This window comes from uncultured Fibrobacter sp., from assembly GCF_947305105.1.
Taxonomy (GTDB): Bacteria; Fibrobacterota; Fibrobacteria; order Fibrobacterales; family Fibrobacteraceae; genus Fibrobacter.
In genome coordinates this window covers 13,283-32,212 of record NZ_CAMZCS010000002.1, presented here as the reverse complement: position 1 = coordinate 32,212, position 18,930 = coordinate 13,283, and the positions used below count along the sequence as shown (strand labels likewise).

Genomic DNA, 18,930 nt, shown 5'->3' with positions numbered 1-18,930 from the left:
CTTTACAAACGGCAATAGTCAAACACTTTTTAATGAAAACACCTTTTTTTAGCGTAAAAAAAAAGTGTCATTTGCCATTTCTAGGGGGTATAAGTCAATTTTCAGAAGATTCAGCCTTCGCTTCCTCCTTTTTTGTTCCCTGAATCAGAACACGGATGTCCTGACAGGTCTTCTTGATGTCCTGTAGGACCTTGCGGGCACGCGTGCCAGCAGACTTGTTGCCGCGTTCGAACTTCTCGAACTCGCGTTTGAAGTTTTCGATTTTCTGATCGAGATCATTGACTAAACTCATAAGCAAACTCCCGGAAAAAAGATGCTGTATGTGAAAATAATTAAAGTTTTTTGCAAAAATTCGCTATTTTGTAAAATGAATTTTACGTTTATATATTATTACACAAAAAGCGCAAAAAAAGGGGGTAAAAATCACCCTTTTTTACCGATGGCCACTTGCCAAAGACGATCTAATGCAATAGCCCCCTTTTCTCCGACATCCTCAGAAAAGTCATTCACGAACATTTTGATGTGGTCTTCGATAACTTTTCGGTCTTCAATTTGTGCCAGCCGCTCGATAAAAGGGGTCACTAAATCCTTTCTCGCCCTCGCGACAGCGATGCTTCTGCGGATTTCCGACTCCACCTCGCGAACAACTTCCGCCGAAAAACTGCGCCGAATAACCGAAATTCCCAGCGGAATAGGCGAATTCGTCTTGTCTTCCCAGTAAGCGCCAAGATCGGCCAAGAGGTGCAATCCGTCTCGTTTCCAGGTAAACCGGTGTTCGTGAATGACAACCCCCTGGGCAGACTTTCCCTCCCGCAAGGACTGGTACACCTCATTGAACAACGCGTAGCGCACCGAAGGATCCCCCCCTATTTCGCGTTCGTACCAGAACTTGAACAGGAGAGCCGCCGTCGTGTCTGCACCGGGAAGCGTCGTCGGGGCCCCCGTATCGAACGATTCCGCAGCAGACGAAAGCAGAAGCGGGCCACAGCCGTACCCGATAGCTCCCCCGCACTGCATGTGACGGTAATCACACTCAATTTTGGGAAAAACTTGCGCGCTCACCTTAGCCACGTCCAGCACCCCTTGTCTGACCATTTCGTTCAAAGTCTGGACATCCGCATAGTGGACCTCCCACTCGAACGGGGAGTTTTCTAGCCCGGCGATAAGGGCTTCATATATATAAGTGTCGTTGGGACAGGTGGAGATGCCGAGGGAAAGGTGCATAGAGGAATGAGGTCGGGCCTGCGGTCCTTTGAGGTTTGAGGTGGTAGGAAGTAGGAAGTAGACAGTAGGAAGTAGACAGTAGGAAGTGGTTAGTGGTTGGGGATATAGACGAGAGACGAGAGAGGTAAAAGTTGTCATTGCGAAGGGCGAAGCCCTGAAGCAATCTCCGTTAGAGAATCTAGAGGTTAGAATCTAGGGGCTAGGGAGAAATATCACGGCTTCGCCGTCTGTTACTAACGCACGAAGTGCGTGATTCTTTTCACTTGCCGCTAGTCTCTATTCTCTAGTCTCTCGAATACTCATCGCTCATTGCTCGAGCCTCGAGCCTCATAGCTTATCCAGTACCTCCCTTTTGAGGGCTGCCAAGGCCTCGGGGATGCGCCAGGCGGACGGGTCGCGGTCGGTCGCGATATTGCTCACTGCACGGAATTCAAAGGCCGGAACGCCAAAGCGGCCACATACGGCAAAAAGGGCCGCTCCTTCCATGCTTTCGATATCGACATTGAACCGGGCACTCCGGTCGAAGGCAAGTTTAGATGTGCCGGTACAGCAATTCACCGTCAGGCCCGAGACAGATGGCAAGTCACGCAAGGATTCCGGGAGTATCCCGCCATTTTCACCGTACCTAACAGGAGCACTTTTGCTAAGGCTAGACCACGGAGTAAACGAGCCATCCTGCTCCTGCACCCCCATATCGCCAACGATTTCGCTTTGCACGCGAACAACATCCCCTACCCCGAGTCCGCGTTGGGGATAGGCCCCACAGACGCCAAGCAAATAAACGCTCTCGTAACGACTACGGGCCAATAGTGCAGATAAATTAACAGAAAAATTCAGCAATCCAACGCCGCAGACGGCGACATCGTAGCGTTTTTCATCAATAACTTGCGGGGCTCCCACCTTTGGGGCTTCACATTCAGGATAAAGGAACGAATATTCCTTTTCCGAAGGAATCACCACCAGCACCGAAGGCATCAGTCCCCCGTCTTTTCTAACGTAGGAGCAAGACTGCTCTCCAATTCGGCAACGCGGGCAAGGTCCAGTTTCCAAGGACGGTCCACCTCGCAACGGGCAACAGACACTGCCGTCGCCTTGACAAGGCACTGTTCAAAACTCATTCCCTGGGCATCAGCATAGAGCCAACCCGCAAAGAAGGAATCCCCGGCACCGACATTATTCTTCACCTGAATCTCGGGCGGTTGAATTTGCAAGCTCTGGAATTTCTTTTCTACAAAACGGAAGGCACGAACAGGCGCTTCTTCGTCGGTAATCACAAGGTTCCTGATGGGCAACCTTTCGAGAACCGCCATCGCAGTCATCTTCCAAAACTGCGGGCTCGACTTGACCTGGGGAATCCCCATGCGATCCAGCAATTCACTGTACTCCAGCTTGTTTATCTTGAGGAGTTCAACACCCTTTTCGAGCCAGGCATCAATATTGTTTATCGCATCGATAAACACACGCTTCCCAGTAAAGTCCAAGGAATTGATGAGGCTGACATCGAAAGAGCGCGGGAACGACCCGCAAAGGGCCACGCACTGGGTGGTGGGCCAAAAATTATTGAGCGTCTGGATAAAGTCCTCATTCTCCGCAGCGGCAAGCTTCGGCGAAGGCTCGATTAACTCTGTCGATTCCCCATCGCTCACGATGGTCGTACAGATTCTCGTCGGTTCGTGAATCCACACGGGAGCCTGCTTAATTCCGTCCGCAGACAGTTCATCGAAGATACGGGAGCCGTTATCCGCCCCAAGGAAATGCATCAGCACGGGAGTCCCGCCCAAATGCCGCAGCACACGGCCGCAGTTGATGCCCTTGCCCGAGGCATACTCTTCCACCTTCGCAATGCGGTGGACTTCGCCCAGCGTAAACTTGTCCAGAAAGAACAGTCGCTGCCAAGCGGGGTTAAGGCCGAGTATCAACGTTTCCTGAGGCATAGGACCTCCTAGAAGTTCACCTTGAAGAACTTGCGCTTGCCCACCTGGATTACCAGCTGGTCAGAGCCCTTGATTTCAAATGTCGCCTGCGGGTCAGCGAGTTTTTCACCCGCAATCTTCACGCCGCCGTTCTGGACCATGCGGCGGGCTTCGCCCTTGGAGGCAAACGCCTTGACTTCCACGAGCAGGTCCAGGGCACCGTAGGTGCCGGCCGCCACGCTGCACTCGGCAGCATCGCTCGGGATGGCGTTACCGCTATGAATCTCGCGTTCCTTCTGCGCGGCGGCCTCGGCGGCTTCCGCACCGTAGTACTGCGTCACAATGTCAATCGCGAGGCGGTGTTTGGCATCGTTGGGGTTCATCTTGCCCGCGGCGATGTCGGCCATCATCTGCTTGATTTCTTCAAGCGGGATGTTGGTGAGAAGTTCAAACCAGTTCTCGACAATGCTGTCGGCGAGGCTATAAATCTTGTGGTACATCACGTCGGCAGGTTCGTTCAAGCCCACGTAGTTGCCGATGGACTTACTCATCTTGACCTTGCCGTCGGTACCGAGAAGGATAGGCATGAAGAGGCCGATCTGCGGCTCCATGCCTTCGAAAATCTGGAGGTCACGGCCACGGAGCACATTGAACTTCTGGTCGGTGCCACCGAGTTCCACATCACTGTTGATGGCCACAGAATCGTAGCCCTGCATCATCGGGTACATGAACTCGTGCAGGCTAATCGGCGTGTTGGCCGTGTAGCGGTTGTGGAAGTCCTCGCGTTCGAGCATCTGGGCCACAGTGAACTGGCCCATGAGTTCGGTCACCTTGCTGAACGGGAGCTTGGAGAACCATTCACCGTTGTAGTGGATTTCCACCTGGTCGCGGCGGACCACCTTGAAGAACTGTTCCTGGTATTCCTTCGCGTTCTCGAGCACCTGTTCGTGCGTGAGGCGCGGGCGTGCCTTGTTACGGCCGCTCGGGTCACCAATCTGGGCAGTGTAGTCACCCACGATAAGCACCACAGTATGGCCCAAATCCTGGAACTGGCGGAGCTTGCGCATCACGACCGTGTGGCCGAAGTGCACGTCCGGAGCCGTCGGGTCCACACCCATCTTGATACGGAGCGGGACTCCGGTATCGTAGGACTTCTGGAGTTTCTTTTCGAGTTCTTCCTGCGGCACAACATCGATAACGCCGCGCATCAAAATTTCAAGCTGTTCTTTTACAGGACGGAATTGCATGTTTTTAATTAAGTGGTTAGTGGTTGGTGGTTAGTGGTTAGGGAAAATACAAGTTTAAACCGCTAATCACACAAAGCCCATGTAGAAGGAATAGATTATCATAACATACGAAAATATAGAATTAGTAGGCGGTAGGAAGTAGGCAGTAGGAAGTAGACAGGGGGGAATAAACCATAAAATTGGGAAATTTGAAAATCCGACAGAACGTGTCCTATGTAACAAAATCTTTGCTTTATATCACGAGAAACGGACATCTGGTTGCGCCCCCAAATTCGCTTATATATATTCAAAAAAGGTTTTGAGGAGGTTTACTATGTCTAATCGAGTTTGGAAATACTTTGTTTTATCACTTGTTTGTATTTTCTGGGCCGGATGCGGGAGCGATAAAAGCAGCCAGCCCACAGGCGGCGTGTGCCAATACGGAACATCCCTTGCGACCTACACAAGTGACTATTCAACGGACGATGTCGAAGAAGTTGCATTCCAGAAAGCACGAAACGCAACCCACGACAAAATTGACAGTATCATGAAGAGTTCCGGCACGTCAGAATGCCTCAAGAAGATGTTCGATACCATCCCCGCATTAGTCCAGCAGCAAGACACGACACAGGAAATCTCCATTCCCAAGGACGTCGTTTGCAGCGATGGCGAAACACGTCTGTCTGACGAATACCTCCAGATGGAAAAGAAAAGAGCACGCTACTACGAAAAGCTAGACAGCATTTACAGTGCGCAAATCGAAGTGTTCGACAAGCAAATCGAGAACTGTCTAAAGCCTCAAGCCCTTTACCGACTCGCTGCGGACACAAGCGTCTCCTGCAAGCGGAAATCCATAGAAGAGGAAAAATGTATCACCAAAAAAGTTGGCGTGAGCATATGCAGAACCAACAATCATTTTATAGACATAAATCCTGAAATATTCTGTTTTAAAGATACTGTTATAATGGACTCTATTTGGAAAAGCCTAAAAAAAATTACTCCTAATGGATTGAGAAACCAACTCGAAAACAACCAGACGCTTTCAATTGAGGAACTCTCTCAATTAGAAGACAAACTTGAAGACATAAGTACATACATCGATTATCGTCTAGGAAGTATGAAGTGCGATTCCTCAAAAATAACCCTCCAATATCAATATAGATGCAACAACAACGAAACCTATAGCGAAGACGAATACAGAGAGAAAGACTTTTTAATTTACTCCAATGAAGAATTCTCCCAAAAGTTTCCTGCGGAAAGCCAGGATTCTACTCCAGAGACAATCAACGATTCTAGCACCACCTCTGTTACACCATCCCCTCTTTGCCAAAAGACAGATTTTACGACAGGCTTCGAAATACAAAACCTTTTTTCCGAAGTGGCATTCAACAAGATTGACAGTATCAGTAAGGCCCTTTCAGAGGATAACGAATGCCTAAGCTCCATACAACCCGTCAAATTCTGGTCATGCGATGAAATTAACTTCGAATCCTGCAACGATGGGTTTTTAATCGCAAGAAAGCAAATCTGCGACGGGGACACGATTGTAAACCCACGCTACCAAGCAAAACTTGATTCAAACGAAGCGTACATCAACAAGCAAATCGAGGAGTGCTTAAAGAAATAAGAAGCGCTCACTTCCCGAAACCAGCGAGGTCTATTCCAAGCTGGTTTATTTTATACGTAAGGATACGCGGTGTTGTAGAGAGGCTGCGGGCGGCGGCGGCAATCTTTCCCTTGCTGCTCTTGAGGGCATCGCAAATGATGTCCTTTTCGTAGGCCTCCACCATGCGCTTTAAATTTCCAGAGACGGGAGTACCGCTTGTTTCTGCGGTCTGGAGCGTGGTCGGGAAATGGTGCGGATAAATCACGTCTTCGTCAGCCACAAGCACGGCACGTTCAATTCCGTTTTCAAGTTCACGCACGTTTCCGGGCCACGGATAGCTCATGAGCATGTTGATGGTGGTACGCGCGAGGCGGCGCACGTTCTTGCCCACGATGCGGCAGTAGTGTTCCACAAAATGATCCGCCAACAGCACGATGTCCGTCTTGCGGTTGCGCAGCGGCGGTACATAAATCGGGAAGATATGCAGTTGATAATAGAGGTCTTCGCGGAAGGTTCCTTCTTCGACCATCTGCTGTAAATTCTTTGTGGTGGCCGCAATCACGCGCACATTCACCTTCTTCGCGATGCGAGCACCAATGCGTTCCACATCGCCGTTCTGCAACAGGCGTAAAAGTTTCACCTGAAGGTTAGGCGAAAGTTCACCCACTTCGTCAAGGAACAGCGTTCCGCCTTCAGCCTGTTCTACGCGGCCAGGCGTCTCGGCAAATACACCCACGAGGGCTCCACGTACGCTGCCGAAAAGTTCGCGGTCCAAGACCGATTCCGGCATCGAGGCGCAATGGACGCGGACGAACGGGCCCATGTTGCGGTCGGAACGGTAATGAATTGCCTCAGCCACGAGCCCCTTGCCCGTACCGACCTCGCCCACGATGAGTGCGGGCAGGGGGCTGCGGGAAACCTGGTCAATCTGCGCATACACGCGCTGCATCTCGCTCGAACGCCCGATGATATTGTCGGGCTGGAAGCGATCCTTGAGTTCGAGCGTCAAACGTTCGTTTTCGGCCTTGAGGATTTCGTTTTCTTCACGTGCCTCACGGCGGAGTTTCACGGCAGCCGCGAGCATCTGCGCAATGATTTCCAACAAACGAAGTTTCTCGGGAAGTTCATCTTCCACGGGATTCTGCACATCGGCACTGAAGGCGCCAATCACCTGATGCTCCATAATCACAGGCACGCAGAGGAACGCCTTGTCTTCCGTCTTGCCACGCCCCGTACGGTCCAAAAAGTCCGGGTCTTTTGCGACCGAGGGAATGATAATGGGCTTGCCGGTCTCCACGACACGGCCCGTGATGCCCTCGCCCACCTTGTAGCGGCCTTTGCGCGCCTGGCGGCTGCTCAAGCCTTCCGCAATTTCAATCGAGATTTCGCCCGTGTGGCGGTTGTAAAGAGTAAGGGTTGCGTGCTCCACGCCCATCGTAGATTCAACCACTTCCAAAATCGGGTGCGCAACGCTCTCGAAATCAAGCGTCTGGTTCAAGATGGAACTGATCTTGTAGAGCAGTTCCAGTTCCTGGATTTTGGATTGCGAGGTGGGCATGGTGGCCTACCTTATTGTCTTTTACTTAAGCGCTTCTTGCACCAAGACAGATGCGCGCTTGGCGTCGAAACGGCCCTTGACCTTCGGGGAGAGTTCCTTCATGATCTTGCCCATGTCTTTGGGGCTAGAGGCTCCGGTCGCCGCCTTGATTTCGGCGATGAGGGCCTTGACTTCGTCTTCGGTCATTTCTGCCGGCATGTACTTGCGGTAGAGCGCGATGCAAGCTTCTTCGGCAGGAATCTTGTCCATGAAGCCGCCCTTCTTGAGGATCTCGATGGCTTCCTGCTTCTGCTTCACGCTGCGGGCAAGCACGTCGACACACATCTCGTCGGTGATGCTCTCGGTAATCTGTGCGGGAGTGGCACCAGACTTCATGGCTTCGTTCTTGATGTCGGAATGGAGTGTACGGAGCGTTCCGAGCGTTTCGGAATCGTGCGCCTTCATGGCGGCCTTGATATCGTCGAGAATTCTTGTCAGCAATGCACTGCTCATGTTTTACTCCGGACGGTTTACGCCCCGTCCTGGCGTCTAGGTTTGACCTCTAAAAACACGCAACGAGCCACCGGTCATGGACCGACGACTCATTACTCTTATCAAAAACCCTTCGAGAACCTTGGACTACAACCAAGCCATCCGGACTAGCCGGACCACTATTAGTAGAGACGCTTGCGGTTCTGGTCAGCGATTTCTTTCAAGCGCTTGCGGCGGGCAGCCGTTTCGATGCGCTTCTTTTCTTCGGAAGGCTTTTCGAAGCGCTGGCGCTTCTTGACATCGGAGATGATGCCGTTCTTTTCGCAGGACTTGGTGAAACGCTTGAGAGCGCGTTCAAAAGGTTCGTTGGACTTAACAATTACGCCGATCACGATTTTCCTTTGGTTAAAATTCAGTTTGAGAGCCCAAATATATTTATAAATGTCCACTTCGTCAAGGGGCTAGAGGGGGTCGTTTTGCAGGTCCTTTTCGAACAAAAGCCCCCTTTTTCACAAAAAATCACAAAAAAATGCGATTTTTCGTCCATATAACTTGCGTAGAATCAAAGACTTATGTATATTAACGCATGATATGTAACTAAATCTTAATCGTTAGTTACCTAACAAACATTACCGGAGTTTTGAATGAAATCTCTTTCGGCTTATAAACTCAGCATGGGCGCACTTGCCTGTGCGTTCCTCGTCGCTTGTAATACCGGCGAAGAAGATGTCGTCCCCCAGATGAACAAATCCAAGGCAACTCCTTCTGCGCAGGCTCCTAAAAAGGCCGACGCTCCTGCAGAAGAAGAACCGGAACTGGTCCCCTTGAAATCGCTTTCCGGCGACAAGACAGCCGAAGCCCCTGCGGAAGTCGCAGCTCCCGCCCCGGCAAAAGCAGCTCCGTTCGTGAGCGGAAGCGTCCAGCCCCAGCAAGACGGACAGTACGTTATCCAGGTCGGCATCAAGCCAACCAAGAAGTCTGCCCAGGCTATCGCCAACAAGCTTGCCGAAAGTAACATCAGCGCTTATCTGGCCGAAGTTGAAAACCCGGGCGAACTGGAAGGTACATATTACCGCGTCCGCGTCGGCTTCTTCTCCTCCATCGCTGACGCCCAGACCTACGGCAAGGAAGTCATTGGCGCCTTGAACTTCGATTGGTGGGTAGACAACCGCAGCAACGACCATGTCGGCAACCCCGCTGGCGAAAGCTACTACAACAATTCGCAGTCCTACGAAGATACGCAATCTTACGAGGAGCCCGCTCCTGAACCGGAGCCGGAACCGGAACCGCAGCCGCAGGCTCAGCCGCAACCGCAGCCCCAGCCCCAGCCGCAAGCTCAACCGCAGCCCCAGCCGCAGGCTCAACCGCAGCCTCAGCCGCAGGCTCAACCGCAGCCCCAGCCGCAGGCCCAACCGCAGCCGCAGCCGCAGGCTCAGCCGCAACCGCAGCCGCAGGCCCAACCGCAGCCCCAGCCGCAGGCTCAACCAAAGCCGCAGCCGCAGGCTCAGCCACAACCGCAGCCCCAGCCGCAAGCTCAGCCAAAGCCGCAACCGCAAGCCCAGCCGCAGCAGCAAGCTGAAGAAGTTGAAGTCGAAGAGGTCGTGGAAGAAATTGTCGAAGAGGCCCCTGCCGACGGAGACGATTGGGAATAAGTTTTACTATCCACTATTAAAAAAGAGCCCCATCACGGGACTCTTTTTTTTATTCCATAAAATTTCTTTTTTTACATGTACTGATTAAAAAAACCGCTATCGTATCTTTCTTTCCCTTCTTCGCACAATTCTTTAAAATCCTCTTCATGGTCATTCAAAGAACCTTCGTCATATTCACTTATTTTTATGTTATTCGAGGTACATGTGACAGTCATGGATCCATTCCAGCCTTTCGCCTCTTCCTTACTTTCTTCGCATTCGTACTGCGCATTTTCAGAACTTGCGTACCACAATTCCGATTCTATGCCGAGGCGCCCGGTACTGCCCGAGACAGTCGAAACGTAAGAAGCAACGCCTTCGATACGCTGTTCCACTTTTACAGAGTTGCTAGTCCTCGTTACTTTGCACACATAATCGCCCGAAGAGAAATCCATGGTACTACTTGCATTTCCGGATTGATCATCTGACGAAGATGTGCGGTTTTCATTTTCGACAGAAGCGCCTTGTTGCGAAGGACCTGCATGTTGATTTCCATTGGAGTCATCATCATCATCAGAAATCGCTATTCCCTGCGACGGGTGATTGTCGCCATCAGAAACGGCCGCGTTGCCTTGATTCGAAGAATTATCTTCTTTATTGACTTCCGCACTGGAAGCTCCGGGCGATGTAGGAGAACTGCTATCTCCACTACAGGCCGTCAAGCCAAAGGCCGCCGTCATTAATATTGCAAAACCCCATTTTTTCAAATGCATATATTTCTCCGTTTCTTGAATTAGGAACTACACAAAAAAATAACCTTTTTTAGGAATTAATGTTTTTCTAAATTTGCGGCATGCCCACAAAGAAGCCCAAAGTTTTCGTTGTCCACTTAGGATGCGCCAAAAACCAGGTCGATGCGGAGAACCTCGTCGGCGAAATGCTGCACGCGGGGTTTGCGACCTGCGACACTGCCGCCAAGGCAGACTACATCCTGGTGAACACCTGCGGTTTCATCGAGGCGGCAAAAGAAGAATCCATCAATGCGATTCTTGCCCAAATCAAGGGTAAAAAGGCAAAACAAAAGCTGATTGTCTCGGGCTGCCTCTCAGGGCGCTATGGTGACGAGCTCATCAAGGAACTACCCGAGGTGGACTACTGGGTGGGCACGTACAAGCCGGGCGAACTCCTGAAGAAGATGGGCATTGTCGCACCGCAGACCTGTGACGCCGAAAATCTCCCGCGCATGAACCTCGGCGGTTTTAACCACCACGCCTATCTGAAGATTGCCGAAGGATGTAACCGCCGCTGCGCCTACTGCGCAATCCCCTTGATTCGCGGCAAGCAAGTTTCCCGAAGCATCGAAGACATTGTCGAAGAGGCAAAAGAACTTGAAAAGCAAGGCGTCAAAGAAATCACCCTCATCGCACAAGACACGACCTACTTTGGCCGTGAAAAGGGCAAGAAGGGCGGCACACTCGCTCAGCTTTTGAAGGCGATTCTAGACAACACGAACATTCCCTGGATACGCACGCTTTACTGGTATCCGATGTTCGTAGACGACGAACTGCTGGACCTGATGGCAACCGAACCGCGCCTCGTGAAGTATGTGGACATGCCAATCCAGCATGCAAGCGACAACATGCTCAAGAACATGAAGCGCAATTACCGCAAGAAGGAACTCGTGGACATTCTGCACAAGATCCGCGAACGCATTCCGGGAGTTACCTTGCGTACAACGGTGCTAGTCGGGTTCCCCGGCGAGACACACGAAGATTTTGAAGAGTTGATGGAACTGCTGCAAGACGTGCAGTTTGACCACCTGGGCGGTTTCGTGTTCAGCCCCGAAGAAGGCACACCCGTGATGGAGATGGACCTCCCCGCCGTCGACGAAAGCGAAGCACGCGCAAGGCTCGACGCGGTGACAGACTTGCAAGAAGAACTCGATGCCGAACATGCCGAGTCAATGATCGGGAAGACCGTCCGCATCATCATCGACCAAGTGGCAGAAGAAAGCGAATACCACTTCTACGGTCGCACCGAAGGCAACTCGATGGAGAACGACGACATCGTGAAAGTGCTCGAAGGCGACGCCGACGTGGGCGAATTCTACGACGCACTGGTCGTGGATGCGGAACCGCATGAGCTAATTGTGAAGATAGTAGAATAGGGGTTAGAATCTAGGATCTAGAATCTAGGATCTAGGGGCTAGGGAGAAATATCACGGCTTCGCCGTCTGTTATTAACGCACGAAGTGCGTGATTCTTTTCACTAGCCTCCAGTCTCTATTCTCTAGTCTCTCAAAGGCTCATCGCTCACTGCTCACCGCTCATACCTCGTGCCCCGCGCCTCCTATTTTTTACTATATTTCGCAAACCGAAATCGGATGGGTTCCGCCTAAAGCGGAACCGCATTGGCCGAGCCCGTGTATCACAATGGATAGTGTCCTTCCCTCCGAAGGAAGGTATTCCGGTTCGATTCCGGACATGGGTATTAAAAGAGCCTGTCACATACGTGGCAGGCTTTTTCTTTAGAAAATATTTAAACCAGACTAGTCGTCGTTGCGGCCAGCTTTTTCGCGTTCCTTCTCGCGTTCACGACGGCGCTTTTCCGTATCATCCGGGAAGAATTCCGGGAATGCATAACCGATGGCGATGCCGAACACAATACCGGTCTTGTTCATGCCATCAGGATTCACAACAATCGACACCGGCGTTTCGTCCGTCTTGGAGGTCACGTCGAAGCTGGGGTTGCTGAGGTCCTTGGATTTCAGCTTCGGGGCATAATACATACCGAAGGAGAATTGGAGATAATACCATTCGTTGGTCAAGTACGTGATAAGCGCATCGAACTGGAAACCGTTAACCGTGATAAGCGGGCGCATCTTGTTCTTGTCCGGGCGGATATCGTGGTCGAAATAAACCGTACCGTAAGAAGCGGAAATACCGAGATGCAGCGGGTTTTTCGGGAAGAGATAATAGTTCAAGCCGACCTTGTAACCAAAGCCACCTTCGAGGTCAATACCGTCGAACACGTTGTCTTCACCCTTCGGGAGGAATCCGAACGAACCATACAGAGCAGCATGCCAACGGGTAATATACTCGACACCGGCACCAAAGCCCATGCCCATACCCGTCTCGCCCATGTAAGGATAGCGGGACCCCATACCCACTTGGAGAATGAGACGGTCCTTCAACCAGTCACGACGGCGCAGCGAATTTGCGTATTCGTCCAGGCGCTGTTCTTCTTCGAATTTCTGACGAGACAGACGTTCTTCCAACTGAGCTGCAGTATATTGACTAGTATCCTCTTCTTCGTCTTCATCATCGTCGTCATCCTTGGCGGCCGCCTTAGGAGATTCCTCGGGAGCCGAGATGAACTCTTCATCGTCTTTTTCTTCTTTTTGAGGCTCTTCAACAACAGCCTCTGTCTTTTTTACGGCCTTTTTGGGAGGAGCCTTCTTCGCCGCTTTTTTAGGGGCGGCAGAAGCCATGACGACGAACATAAATAAACACAGGAACAAAATGAGTTTTTTAGACATTAAAAGCCTCAAAACAAAGAATTACTTTTGGAATATAATTTATTATAGCCGATTTTTTCCAAATCAACGTGTAAAAGTTGCTTTATGTAAGCTCTATTTTGAGACCAACTTGGCCTTGATGCTCCCAAGAGCTATTTCGCACTGCATCAGCACGGGAATACGCTTGTCATCGTCCGTCAACCAGATGAAAATCCGGCCCTTGGAGTTGAAAATTCCGTCGCCGTCGAGCACGGGCTCCACTTTGACCGTCTTGACCTTGCCGATAGCCGTTTCTAATTCTTCTTTCCCATGGACAAGCACCTTCAGTTCATAACGTTTTTTCCCGCTCACGGCGGCAAAACGGGAGGTATCCCCCACCGTCAACGGCATCGTCCGCACCCAGTAGAAGGCAGAAATAATGCTGTGTTCCATGCCCTGGATAGCGACCGCGGTATCGGCAGAGCGCTTGACCTGTCTTTTTTCGGGAGGGTCCAGGAATACCGTGTCCGAGAGCCAGGCCTTCTCGCCCTTGCGGTCAAAGCGAATAACGGACTTGTTGTGGTAGCTGCCCTCATGGAGCGTCTTGCGGAAAACCTCCGTCATCAGGCCCTTGTTGCGCACACGTGTATAGATGGTATCGTTGACCGGATAAATCTTATTGATGGTCTTGTTGCCCGTCGCGAACGTGAGGAACTCCGTCTTGCCGTCCTTGATAGGTTTCACCTCTAGCGACGCAGAACCCGCAGTAATCGGCCCCCAGCACAAATCGTAAATCAACTTTTCGCCCTTCATCCAAGGCGCTTGAACCACAGGCAAGTTGGGCTCACCGGCGAAAGACGCAGTCACGAGGAACGCAGCTAAATAGACAAATATACGAGAGAGAGAATGCACGATAGTGGTTAGTAAACAGTGATTAGTGGTTAGGGAATGTTGGTGAGAGGTTATACAATCGCGCCGCAGGCGCATGCTCAGAGGGAGCGGAACGCGACCGACCTCAAAGCAAAGCGACCTGAGAGCGCGAAGCGCGGCCTCAGACCTCTATATCTCCGAGGCCCTTGCGGTAAGCGACGAGCTTTTCGCGAACAGCGGCATCAGAGAGGGCGACGATGTGGACGGCGAGGTAACCGGCATTCTTGCCGTTACCGATGCCGACCGTGGCCACCGGGATTCCCGGGGGCATCTGCACGATGGAGTGCAGAGCATCGACGCCGTTGAGCGGGCCGCCGGCGCAGGGCAGACCAATCACCGGAAGAATCGTGTGCCCTGCGAGCACGCCCGGGAGGGCTGCAGCGAGGCCAGCAACACCGATGAGGACCTGGAGGCCTCGCCCGGCGGCTTCGCGAGCATACTTCGCGGTGGCGTTCGGGGTGCGGTGTGCAGAGAGGATGTTGAATTCCCAAGCGATGCCGAACTGGTCGAGCACCGCGGTGATCTTGTCTACAGTTTCCTGGTCGGACTTGCTACCCGCAACGATACCGACCTTTGCATTTTCTTTCAAATCCATTTGCGTATCCTTTTAAACTAATTCCTTCAGGCCTGGATTGCTTCCACCACGCTTTACTCGTGGCAGGCTCTGTTACACTCCTCGCAATGACGTTCAAAAAACATGTCATTGCGAGCGAAGCGAAGCAATCTCTATACCAATTTCTCTTTTATTTTGCGAGTCTTGCAAGGCCCTTCTTGCCGATGTCCTTGCGGTAGAACTTGCCTTCGAACTGAACTTTTTCGCAGGCGGCGTAAGCGATGTTCAAGGCTTCCTGGAGCGTTGCACCATGGCCCACCACGCCGAACACGCGGCCACCGTTCGTGACCAGCTTGCCGTCGACCATCTTGGTACCGGCATGGAGCACCTGGGCGCCGTTCTTTTCGGCTTCTTCGATGCCTGTGACAACCTTGCCCTTTTCGTAGGAACCCGGATAGCCCGCGCTTGCAAGCACGACGATAGCGGAGCTGCCCTTCGGAGCCTTCGGGGCACCGAGTTTCGCGAGTTCGCCCTTTTCGGCAGCATCGAACAACGCGAGCACGTCGCCGTCATAGAGCGGGAGCACAATCTGGCATTCGGGGTCACCGAGGCGGCAGTTGTATTCCACGACCTTCGGGCCCTTCGCAGTCACCATGATGCCCACGTAGAGCACGCCCGTGTAAGGCTTGCCTTCGGCAGCCATGCCCTTGAGGGTCGGTTCGATAATCGTCTTTTTCACCTCGTCGAGGAGAGCATCCGTCACCACCGGAGCCGGGCTGTAGGCGCCCATGCCACCCGTGTTCGGGCCCTTGTCGCCGTCAAAGACGCGCTTGTGGTCCTGGGCAGAGGAGAGAATCACGTAGTCCTTGCCGTCGCAAACCACGAAGATGGAGGCTTCTTCGCCGTCCATGAATTCTTCGATTACGACCGTCTTGCCGGATTCGCCGAAGACCGCCTTGTCGCCGAGCATTTCTTCGACAGCGTCGTTCGCTTCCTTGTCGGTCATGCAGACGATGGCGCCCTTGCCCGCAGCGAGGCCCGACGCTTTCACCACGATCGGAGCCGGGTGTTCGGCGAGGAACTTCTTGGCGGAGGCGAGATCGGTGAAGGTCTCGAAGGCTGCCGTCGGCACATTGTACTTCTTCATGATATCCTTGCTGAAGGCCTTGGAGCCTTCGAGCGCGGCGGCAGCCGCAGTCGGGCCGAAAGCGCGCAGCCCGCGACGGCGGAATTCATCCACTACGCCAGCGACCAGCGGAATTTCGGGACCGATGACCGCGAGGTCGATATGCTCTGCTACGGCGAGGTCGGCAATGGCCTTCGGGTCAGCCACATCCACCGGCACGCACTTGCCGAGGTTTGCCATGCCCGGGTTGCCCGGAGCGCACACGAGAGTGTCGCACATCGGCGACTTCTTCACAGCGAGGGCAATCGCATGTTCACGACCACCGCTACCAACAACGAGAATATTCATAAACGAGTCCTTATCTTTGTACGGAGAAAAATGTAGAAAAACAGGAAAACGAAAATTTTAAGCATTCGTTTTTTTTATTGAAATACTCTAGAAGGTTTTTCCATTTCTTCTCTCAAACGAATTTCGTTTACGCGTTTCTTACATCCTCGCTCAAAAAATTTTCCCAAATATCGGCTCAATTGTTCTTCGGATTCACGCCATTCATAAATAGTAGTCTTTACATATCCAAGTCGTTCTCCACCATGATAATCCATCCCGACCCAATTAAAAAGGCTATAGTCCCTTTCCCCCCTTCCTACCGGATTTTCTTTATAGTCTTTTCTCACGACATTTTCTAGGGTATCCAACGTTTTAATTTGTTCCTCTAAAAGGTCCCTATAAACTCCGCAAACAGAAGACCAAACCTTTGGATTTTTCTTTTTTTTAGAATAGATGTAACCTCCACGGGTCACAGTCAAATCATCATCCAACGAAAAGAAGTCTCCATGTTTTTTATAACGAAAGTAATCACTCAAAAAACAACTCAATGCCCAATATCGATCAGAATTTTCCTTATAAAACAAATAGGCCGCAGTATCCAAATTTTGTTTCGGAAAGAGGTATTCACTCACGTTGTCTTTTTCTTCAACAAATTCATTTTCGCACCCCATCAATGCGAAAACGAACAATAAAAGTAAGCACATACGAAAAATCATTTTTCCTCCATTATAATTTTTCATTCATCACTAGAACCGACTCAAGCAATTCTTCTCCATAAACGCCCACGAGACTCCGTTTTCGAAGTTCAACCCCTTGCATAGCCATAAAAAACTAGTACTGAATTTCAGCCAATCTTCCCGCATAATAGAGCGGCAAATTCACTAGTTTGTAAGGTTTTCTACCCTGAGGAGTCACGGCGTTTTCAACAGATTTTTTTCCACTGTACAAGCGAAGAGCAACCTCAAAGCCACCCTCGTCAATATACGAATGTAGCGACCGCAGCGAACCTGTCGCACCGCTCTTGACTTCAATAGGGACAACATTTCCATCTTTCACAATCAAGAAATCGACTTCGGCATTCGCCTGCTTCTTTTCGCGTATCCAAAGAGTCGGCTTGTGCAACACGTCACTCTGCGAAGCAAGCAGTTCCTGGCCCACGACATGTTCAGCAATCATTCCGTTGTACGCATCGCTCAACTGGACATCTTTATAATACACGCTTGAAAGCCCGAGCGCATAATTCAAAAGTCCCGTATCCAGAAACTGCAAACGCGGATGTTGCTTGAAATTTGGTACGAGCGGCAACTCATGCCCGTTCACCGGATAGCGCAAATAAAGGAACATCGCGCGCTCCAGAATTTTGAGAGCCTCGCCAATTTCCTTGGACTTGTAATTGCTGTTGCCAAAACGCTCAAACTTGATTCGCTTCCCTGTTTCAAAAGGCGCAGTTTCAATCACATGCCGAATAACATTCGCCTCCGTGGCGTTCTTCGCATATTTCGAAACATCATCCTTGTAAGACGTTATCAAGGATTCATACACGGAATTCAATTGTGACATGTCTTCCGTCTCGACATAACGTGCAACGACTTCGGGCATACCACCCACAAACGAATACAGGCGAAACAGGGATGCAAGTTTGTTTTCCGCAATTTCGGGGATTTCCTTTTCGCGGTACATTTCCAAGACGGCATCTTCGCCCAACGCCGCCATAAACTCCACGAACGTCATCGGGAACATGTAGCGGTATTCAACGCGCCCCACTGGGAAACTGATCTTGTGGCGTTCCATCATCACTTCCAATAGCGAGCCTGCACCGACCACATACAGTTCCGGCATTTCCTCGTAAAAATAACGGAGCTGCGCAACCGCCTTCGGCGAATTCTGGATTTCATCGATAAACAGCAGGACATTCCCGTGTGGCACAATCTTCTTTTCAAGGCAGATATAACGAAACAAATCCTTCACGGACAAATCGTTCTCGAAAAGATCACGGTCAGCCTTCTTTTCGAGATTAAGTTCGATAAAGGTGTCGAAGCGCTTGCCAAATTCCCTGACAACCGTCGTCTTGCCGACTTGCCTTGCCCCACGCAAAATGACCGGTTTACGGACCGAAGCCGCCTTCCATTCTTCTAAATCTTGGACGATCGAACGATAAAACCCCATTTTTGCCTCTTTTAAGAAAATTTCGCAATATTTGCACAAAGTCAGGGTAAAATATATATAATTTTCAATTAAAGTCAAACCATTTTTACACAATCATGAATACAGAATCAATTCAAAGCACCTCTTTCCCCTCAAAAAAGCAAGCTTCACAAGAAGAATCCCATAATTTCGTTCTTACTTCTTTTCCATAAATATCCATGAGACGCCGTTTTCGAAGCGTTTGCTTTCGAATGTACGGAAGCCTTCGCGTTCATAGAAGGAGACTGTTTCAGGCACATCGCCGCTGGTGTCGAGCCATGCGCGGCTATGCGGTAAGAGGGATTGAATTTCACGCAAAAGGATGCGTCCGTAGCCGTTTTTCTGGAATTCCGGCAGGACCATCAGGCGGCCAATGTAAAGCGAGCCGTCTTCAACGCGACCGCGAACGGAGCCGATAATCTTTCCGTCACCGGAAAGCATCTTGAGCGTCGTGTACTTCGGAAATTCCCCGAGCGCATGTTCCACGGTTTCTGTCAAATTCGGAGCATCGGGCCAGTTCAAACTTTCGGCAACAGGGCGAAACGCCTTGTACTGCAATTCAAGAATTTCAGGAACATCCTGTATGGTCGCAAATTCGATTTTCATTTGAAGAGCCAAGATAACATTTTCCGCCAAGGCCGTCAAGAATACATATTTAAGGAGGAAATCTTATCCAATAGCAACC

The 18,930-nt window shown here is 51.0% G+C and carries 19 protein-coding genes and 1 tRNA gene; 4 read left to right on the top strand and 16 right to left on the bottom strand.

What is annotated here, in order from left to right:
• Positions 1-94: 94 nt before the first annotated feature.
• From Q0Y46_RS01550 to tyrS, 5 genes are all read right to left on the bottom strand, one after another.
• Positions 95-292, bottom strand: coding sequence for a hypothetical protein (locus Q0Y46_RS01550; protein WP_295685582.1), 198 nt, complete (start codon positions 290-292; stop codon positions 95-97).
• A gap of 131 nt (positions 293-423) precedes the next feature.
• Entirely contained in the window at positions 424-1,224 is an 801-nt protein-coding gene (locus Q0Y46_RS01545) for a 1,4-dihydroxy-6-naphthoate synthase (RefSeq protein WP_295685579.1), read from the bottom strand.
• 327 nt (positions 1,225-1,551) lie between these two features.
• Positions 1,552-2,199: a futalosine hydrolase gene (gene mqnB, locus Q0Y46_RS01540; protein ID WP_297944072.1), complete on the bottom strand. Its 648-nt coding sequence runs from the start codon at positions 2,197-2,199 to the stop codon at positions 1,552-1,554.
• A complete protein-coding gene (locus Q0Y46_RS01535) occupies positions 2,199-3,158 on the bottom strand; it encodes a PfkB family carbohydrate kinase (RefSeq protein WP_173843270.1) in 960 nt (319 codons plus the stop codon). The genes mqnB and Q0Y46_RS01535 overlap by 1 nt, the downstream gene beginning before the upstream one ends.
• 8 nt (positions 3,159-3,166) lie before the next feature.
• On the bottom strand, positions 3,167-4,384 hold the full coding sequence (gene tyrS, locus Q0Y46_RS01530) for a tyrosine--tRNA ligase (RefSeq protein ID WP_297944069.1): 1,218 nt from the start codon (positions 4,382-4,384) through the stop codon (positions 3,167-3,169).
• Positions 4,385-4,697: 313 nt separating this feature from the next.
• Here tyrS and Q0Y46_RS01525 point away from each other — a divergent pair, with 313 nt between their 5' ends.
• A complete protein-coding gene (locus Q0Y46_RS01525) occupies positions 4,698-5,990 on the top strand; it encodes a hypothetical protein (protein ID WP_297944066.1) in 1,293 nt (430 codons plus the stop codon).
• 7 nt (positions 5,991-5,997) lie between these two features.
• On the opposite strand, the gene Q0Y46_RS01520 is transcribed toward Q0Y46_RS01525, so the two are convergent.
• The 3 genes from Q0Y46_RS01520 to rpsU all read right to left on the bottom strand — a co-directional run bounded on the left by Q0Y46_RS01520 (position 5,998) and on the right by rpsU (position 8,390).
• Complete coding sequence (locus Q0Y46_RS01520; protein ID WP_297944063.1) at positions 5,998-7,527, bottom strand: sigma 54-interacting transcriptional regulator; 1,530 nt, start codon at positions 7,525-7,527, stop codon at positions 5,998-6,000.
• 21 nt (positions 7,528-7,548) lie between these two features.
• Positions 7,549-8,019 carry a GatB/YqeY domain-containing protein gene (locus tag Q0Y46_RS01515; protein WP_297944061.1) on the bottom strand — a complete coding sequence of 157 codons (471 nt, stop codon included), beginning with the start codon at positions 8,017-8,019 and terminating at the stop codon, positions 7,549-7,551.
• A gap of 161 nt (positions 8,020-8,180) precedes the next feature.
• The gene (rpsU, locus tag Q0Y46_RS01510; protein ID WP_014546541.1) at positions 8,181-8,390 is read right to left on the bottom strand and encodes a 30S ribosomal protein S21; all 210 of its coding nucleotides are present in this window, start codon (positions 8,388-8,390) and stop codon (positions 8,181-8,183) included.
• Between the two features lie 252 nt (positions 8,391-8,642).
• Here rpsU and Q0Y46_RS01505 point away from each other — a divergent pair, with 252 nt between their 5' ends.
• Complete coding sequence (locus tag Q0Y46_RS01505; protein WP_295684907.1) at positions 8,643-9,650, top strand: SPOR domain-containing protein; 1,008 nt, start codon at positions 8,643-8,645, stop codon at positions 9,648-9,650.
• 71 nt (positions 9,651-9,721) lie between these two features.
• Here the strand turns inward: Q0Y46_RS01505 and Q0Y46_RS01500 are convergent, their stop codons facing one another.
• Positions 9,722-10,369 (bottom strand): hypothetical protein, encoded by a 648-nt coding sequence (locus Q0Y46_RS01500; RefSeq protein WP_297944057.1) that lies wholly within the window; start codon positions 10,367-10,369, stop codon positions 9,722-9,724.
• A gap of 113 nt (positions 10,370-10,482) precedes the next feature.
• On the opposite strand from Q0Y46_RS01500, the gene rimO reads away from it, so the two are divergent.
• Both rimO and Q0Y46_RS01490 read left to right on the top strand, forming a co-directional pair.
• Positions 10,483-11,796, top strand: a complete 1,314-nt coding sequence (gene rimO, locus Q0Y46_RS01495) for a 30S ribosomal protein S12 methylthiotransferase RimO (protein WP_295684903.1) — start codon at positions 10,483-10,485, stop codon at positions 11,794-11,796.
• A 251-nt stretch (positions 11,797-12,047) separates the two neighbouring features.
• A tRNA-Arg gene (locus Q0Y46_RS01490) sits at positions 12,048-12,119 on the top strand.
• Between the two features lie 58 nt (positions 12,120-12,177).
• Here the strand turns inward: Q0Y46_RS01490 and Q0Y46_RS01485 are convergent.
• The 7 genes from Q0Y46_RS01485 to Q0Y46_RS01455 form a co-directional block, all read right to left on the bottom strand.
• A complete protein-coding gene (locus tag Q0Y46_RS01485) occupies positions 12,178-13,167 on the bottom strand; it encodes a hypothetical protein (protein ID WP_173843276.1) in 990 nt (329 codons plus the stop codon).
• A 93-nt stretch (positions 13,168-13,260) separates the two neighbouring features.
• On the bottom strand, positions 13,261-13,992 hold the full coding sequence (locus tag Q0Y46_RS01480; RefSeq protein ID WP_295684899.1) for a DUF3108 domain-containing protein: 732 nt from the start codon (positions 13,990-13,992) through the stop codon (positions 13,261-13,263).
• A gap of 184 nt (positions 13,993-14,176) precedes the next feature.
• The gene (gene purE, locus Q0Y46_RS01475; protein WP_173843278.1) at positions 14,177-14,650 is read right to left on the bottom strand and encodes a 5-(carboxyamino)imidazole ribonucleotide mutase; all 474 of its coding nucleotides are present in this window, start codon (positions 14,648-14,650) and stop codon (positions 14,177-14,179) included.
• A 148-nt stretch (positions 14,651-14,798) separates the two neighbouring features.
• Positions 14,799-16,082 carry a phosphoribosylamine--glycine ligase gene (purD, locus tag Q0Y46_RS01470; protein WP_297944051.1) on the bottom strand — a complete coding sequence of 428 codons (1,284 nt, stop codon included), beginning with the start codon at positions 16,080-16,082 and terminating at the stop codon, positions 14,799-14,801.
• Between the two features lie 74 nt (positions 16,083-16,156).
• Positions 16,157-16,777, bottom strand: a complete 621-nt coding sequence (locus Q0Y46_RS01465) for a hypothetical protein (RefSeq protein WP_297944048.1) — start codon at positions 16,775-16,777, stop codon at positions 16,157-16,159.
• 115 nt (positions 16,778-16,892) lie between these two features.
• Positions 16,893-18,227 (bottom strand): AAA family ATPase, encoded by a 1,335-nt coding sequence (locus Q0Y46_RS01460; RefSeq protein ID WP_297944046.1) that lies wholly within the window; start codon positions 18,225-18,227, stop codon positions 16,893-16,895.
• Positions 18,228-18,401: 174 nt separating this feature from the next.
• Complete coding sequence (locus Q0Y46_RS01455) at positions 18,402-18,851, bottom strand: GNAT family N-acetyltransferase (RefSeq protein ID WP_295684886.1); 450 nt, start codon at positions 18,849-18,851, stop codon at positions 18,402-18,404.
• Positions 18,852-18,930: the final 79 nt, after the last annotated feature.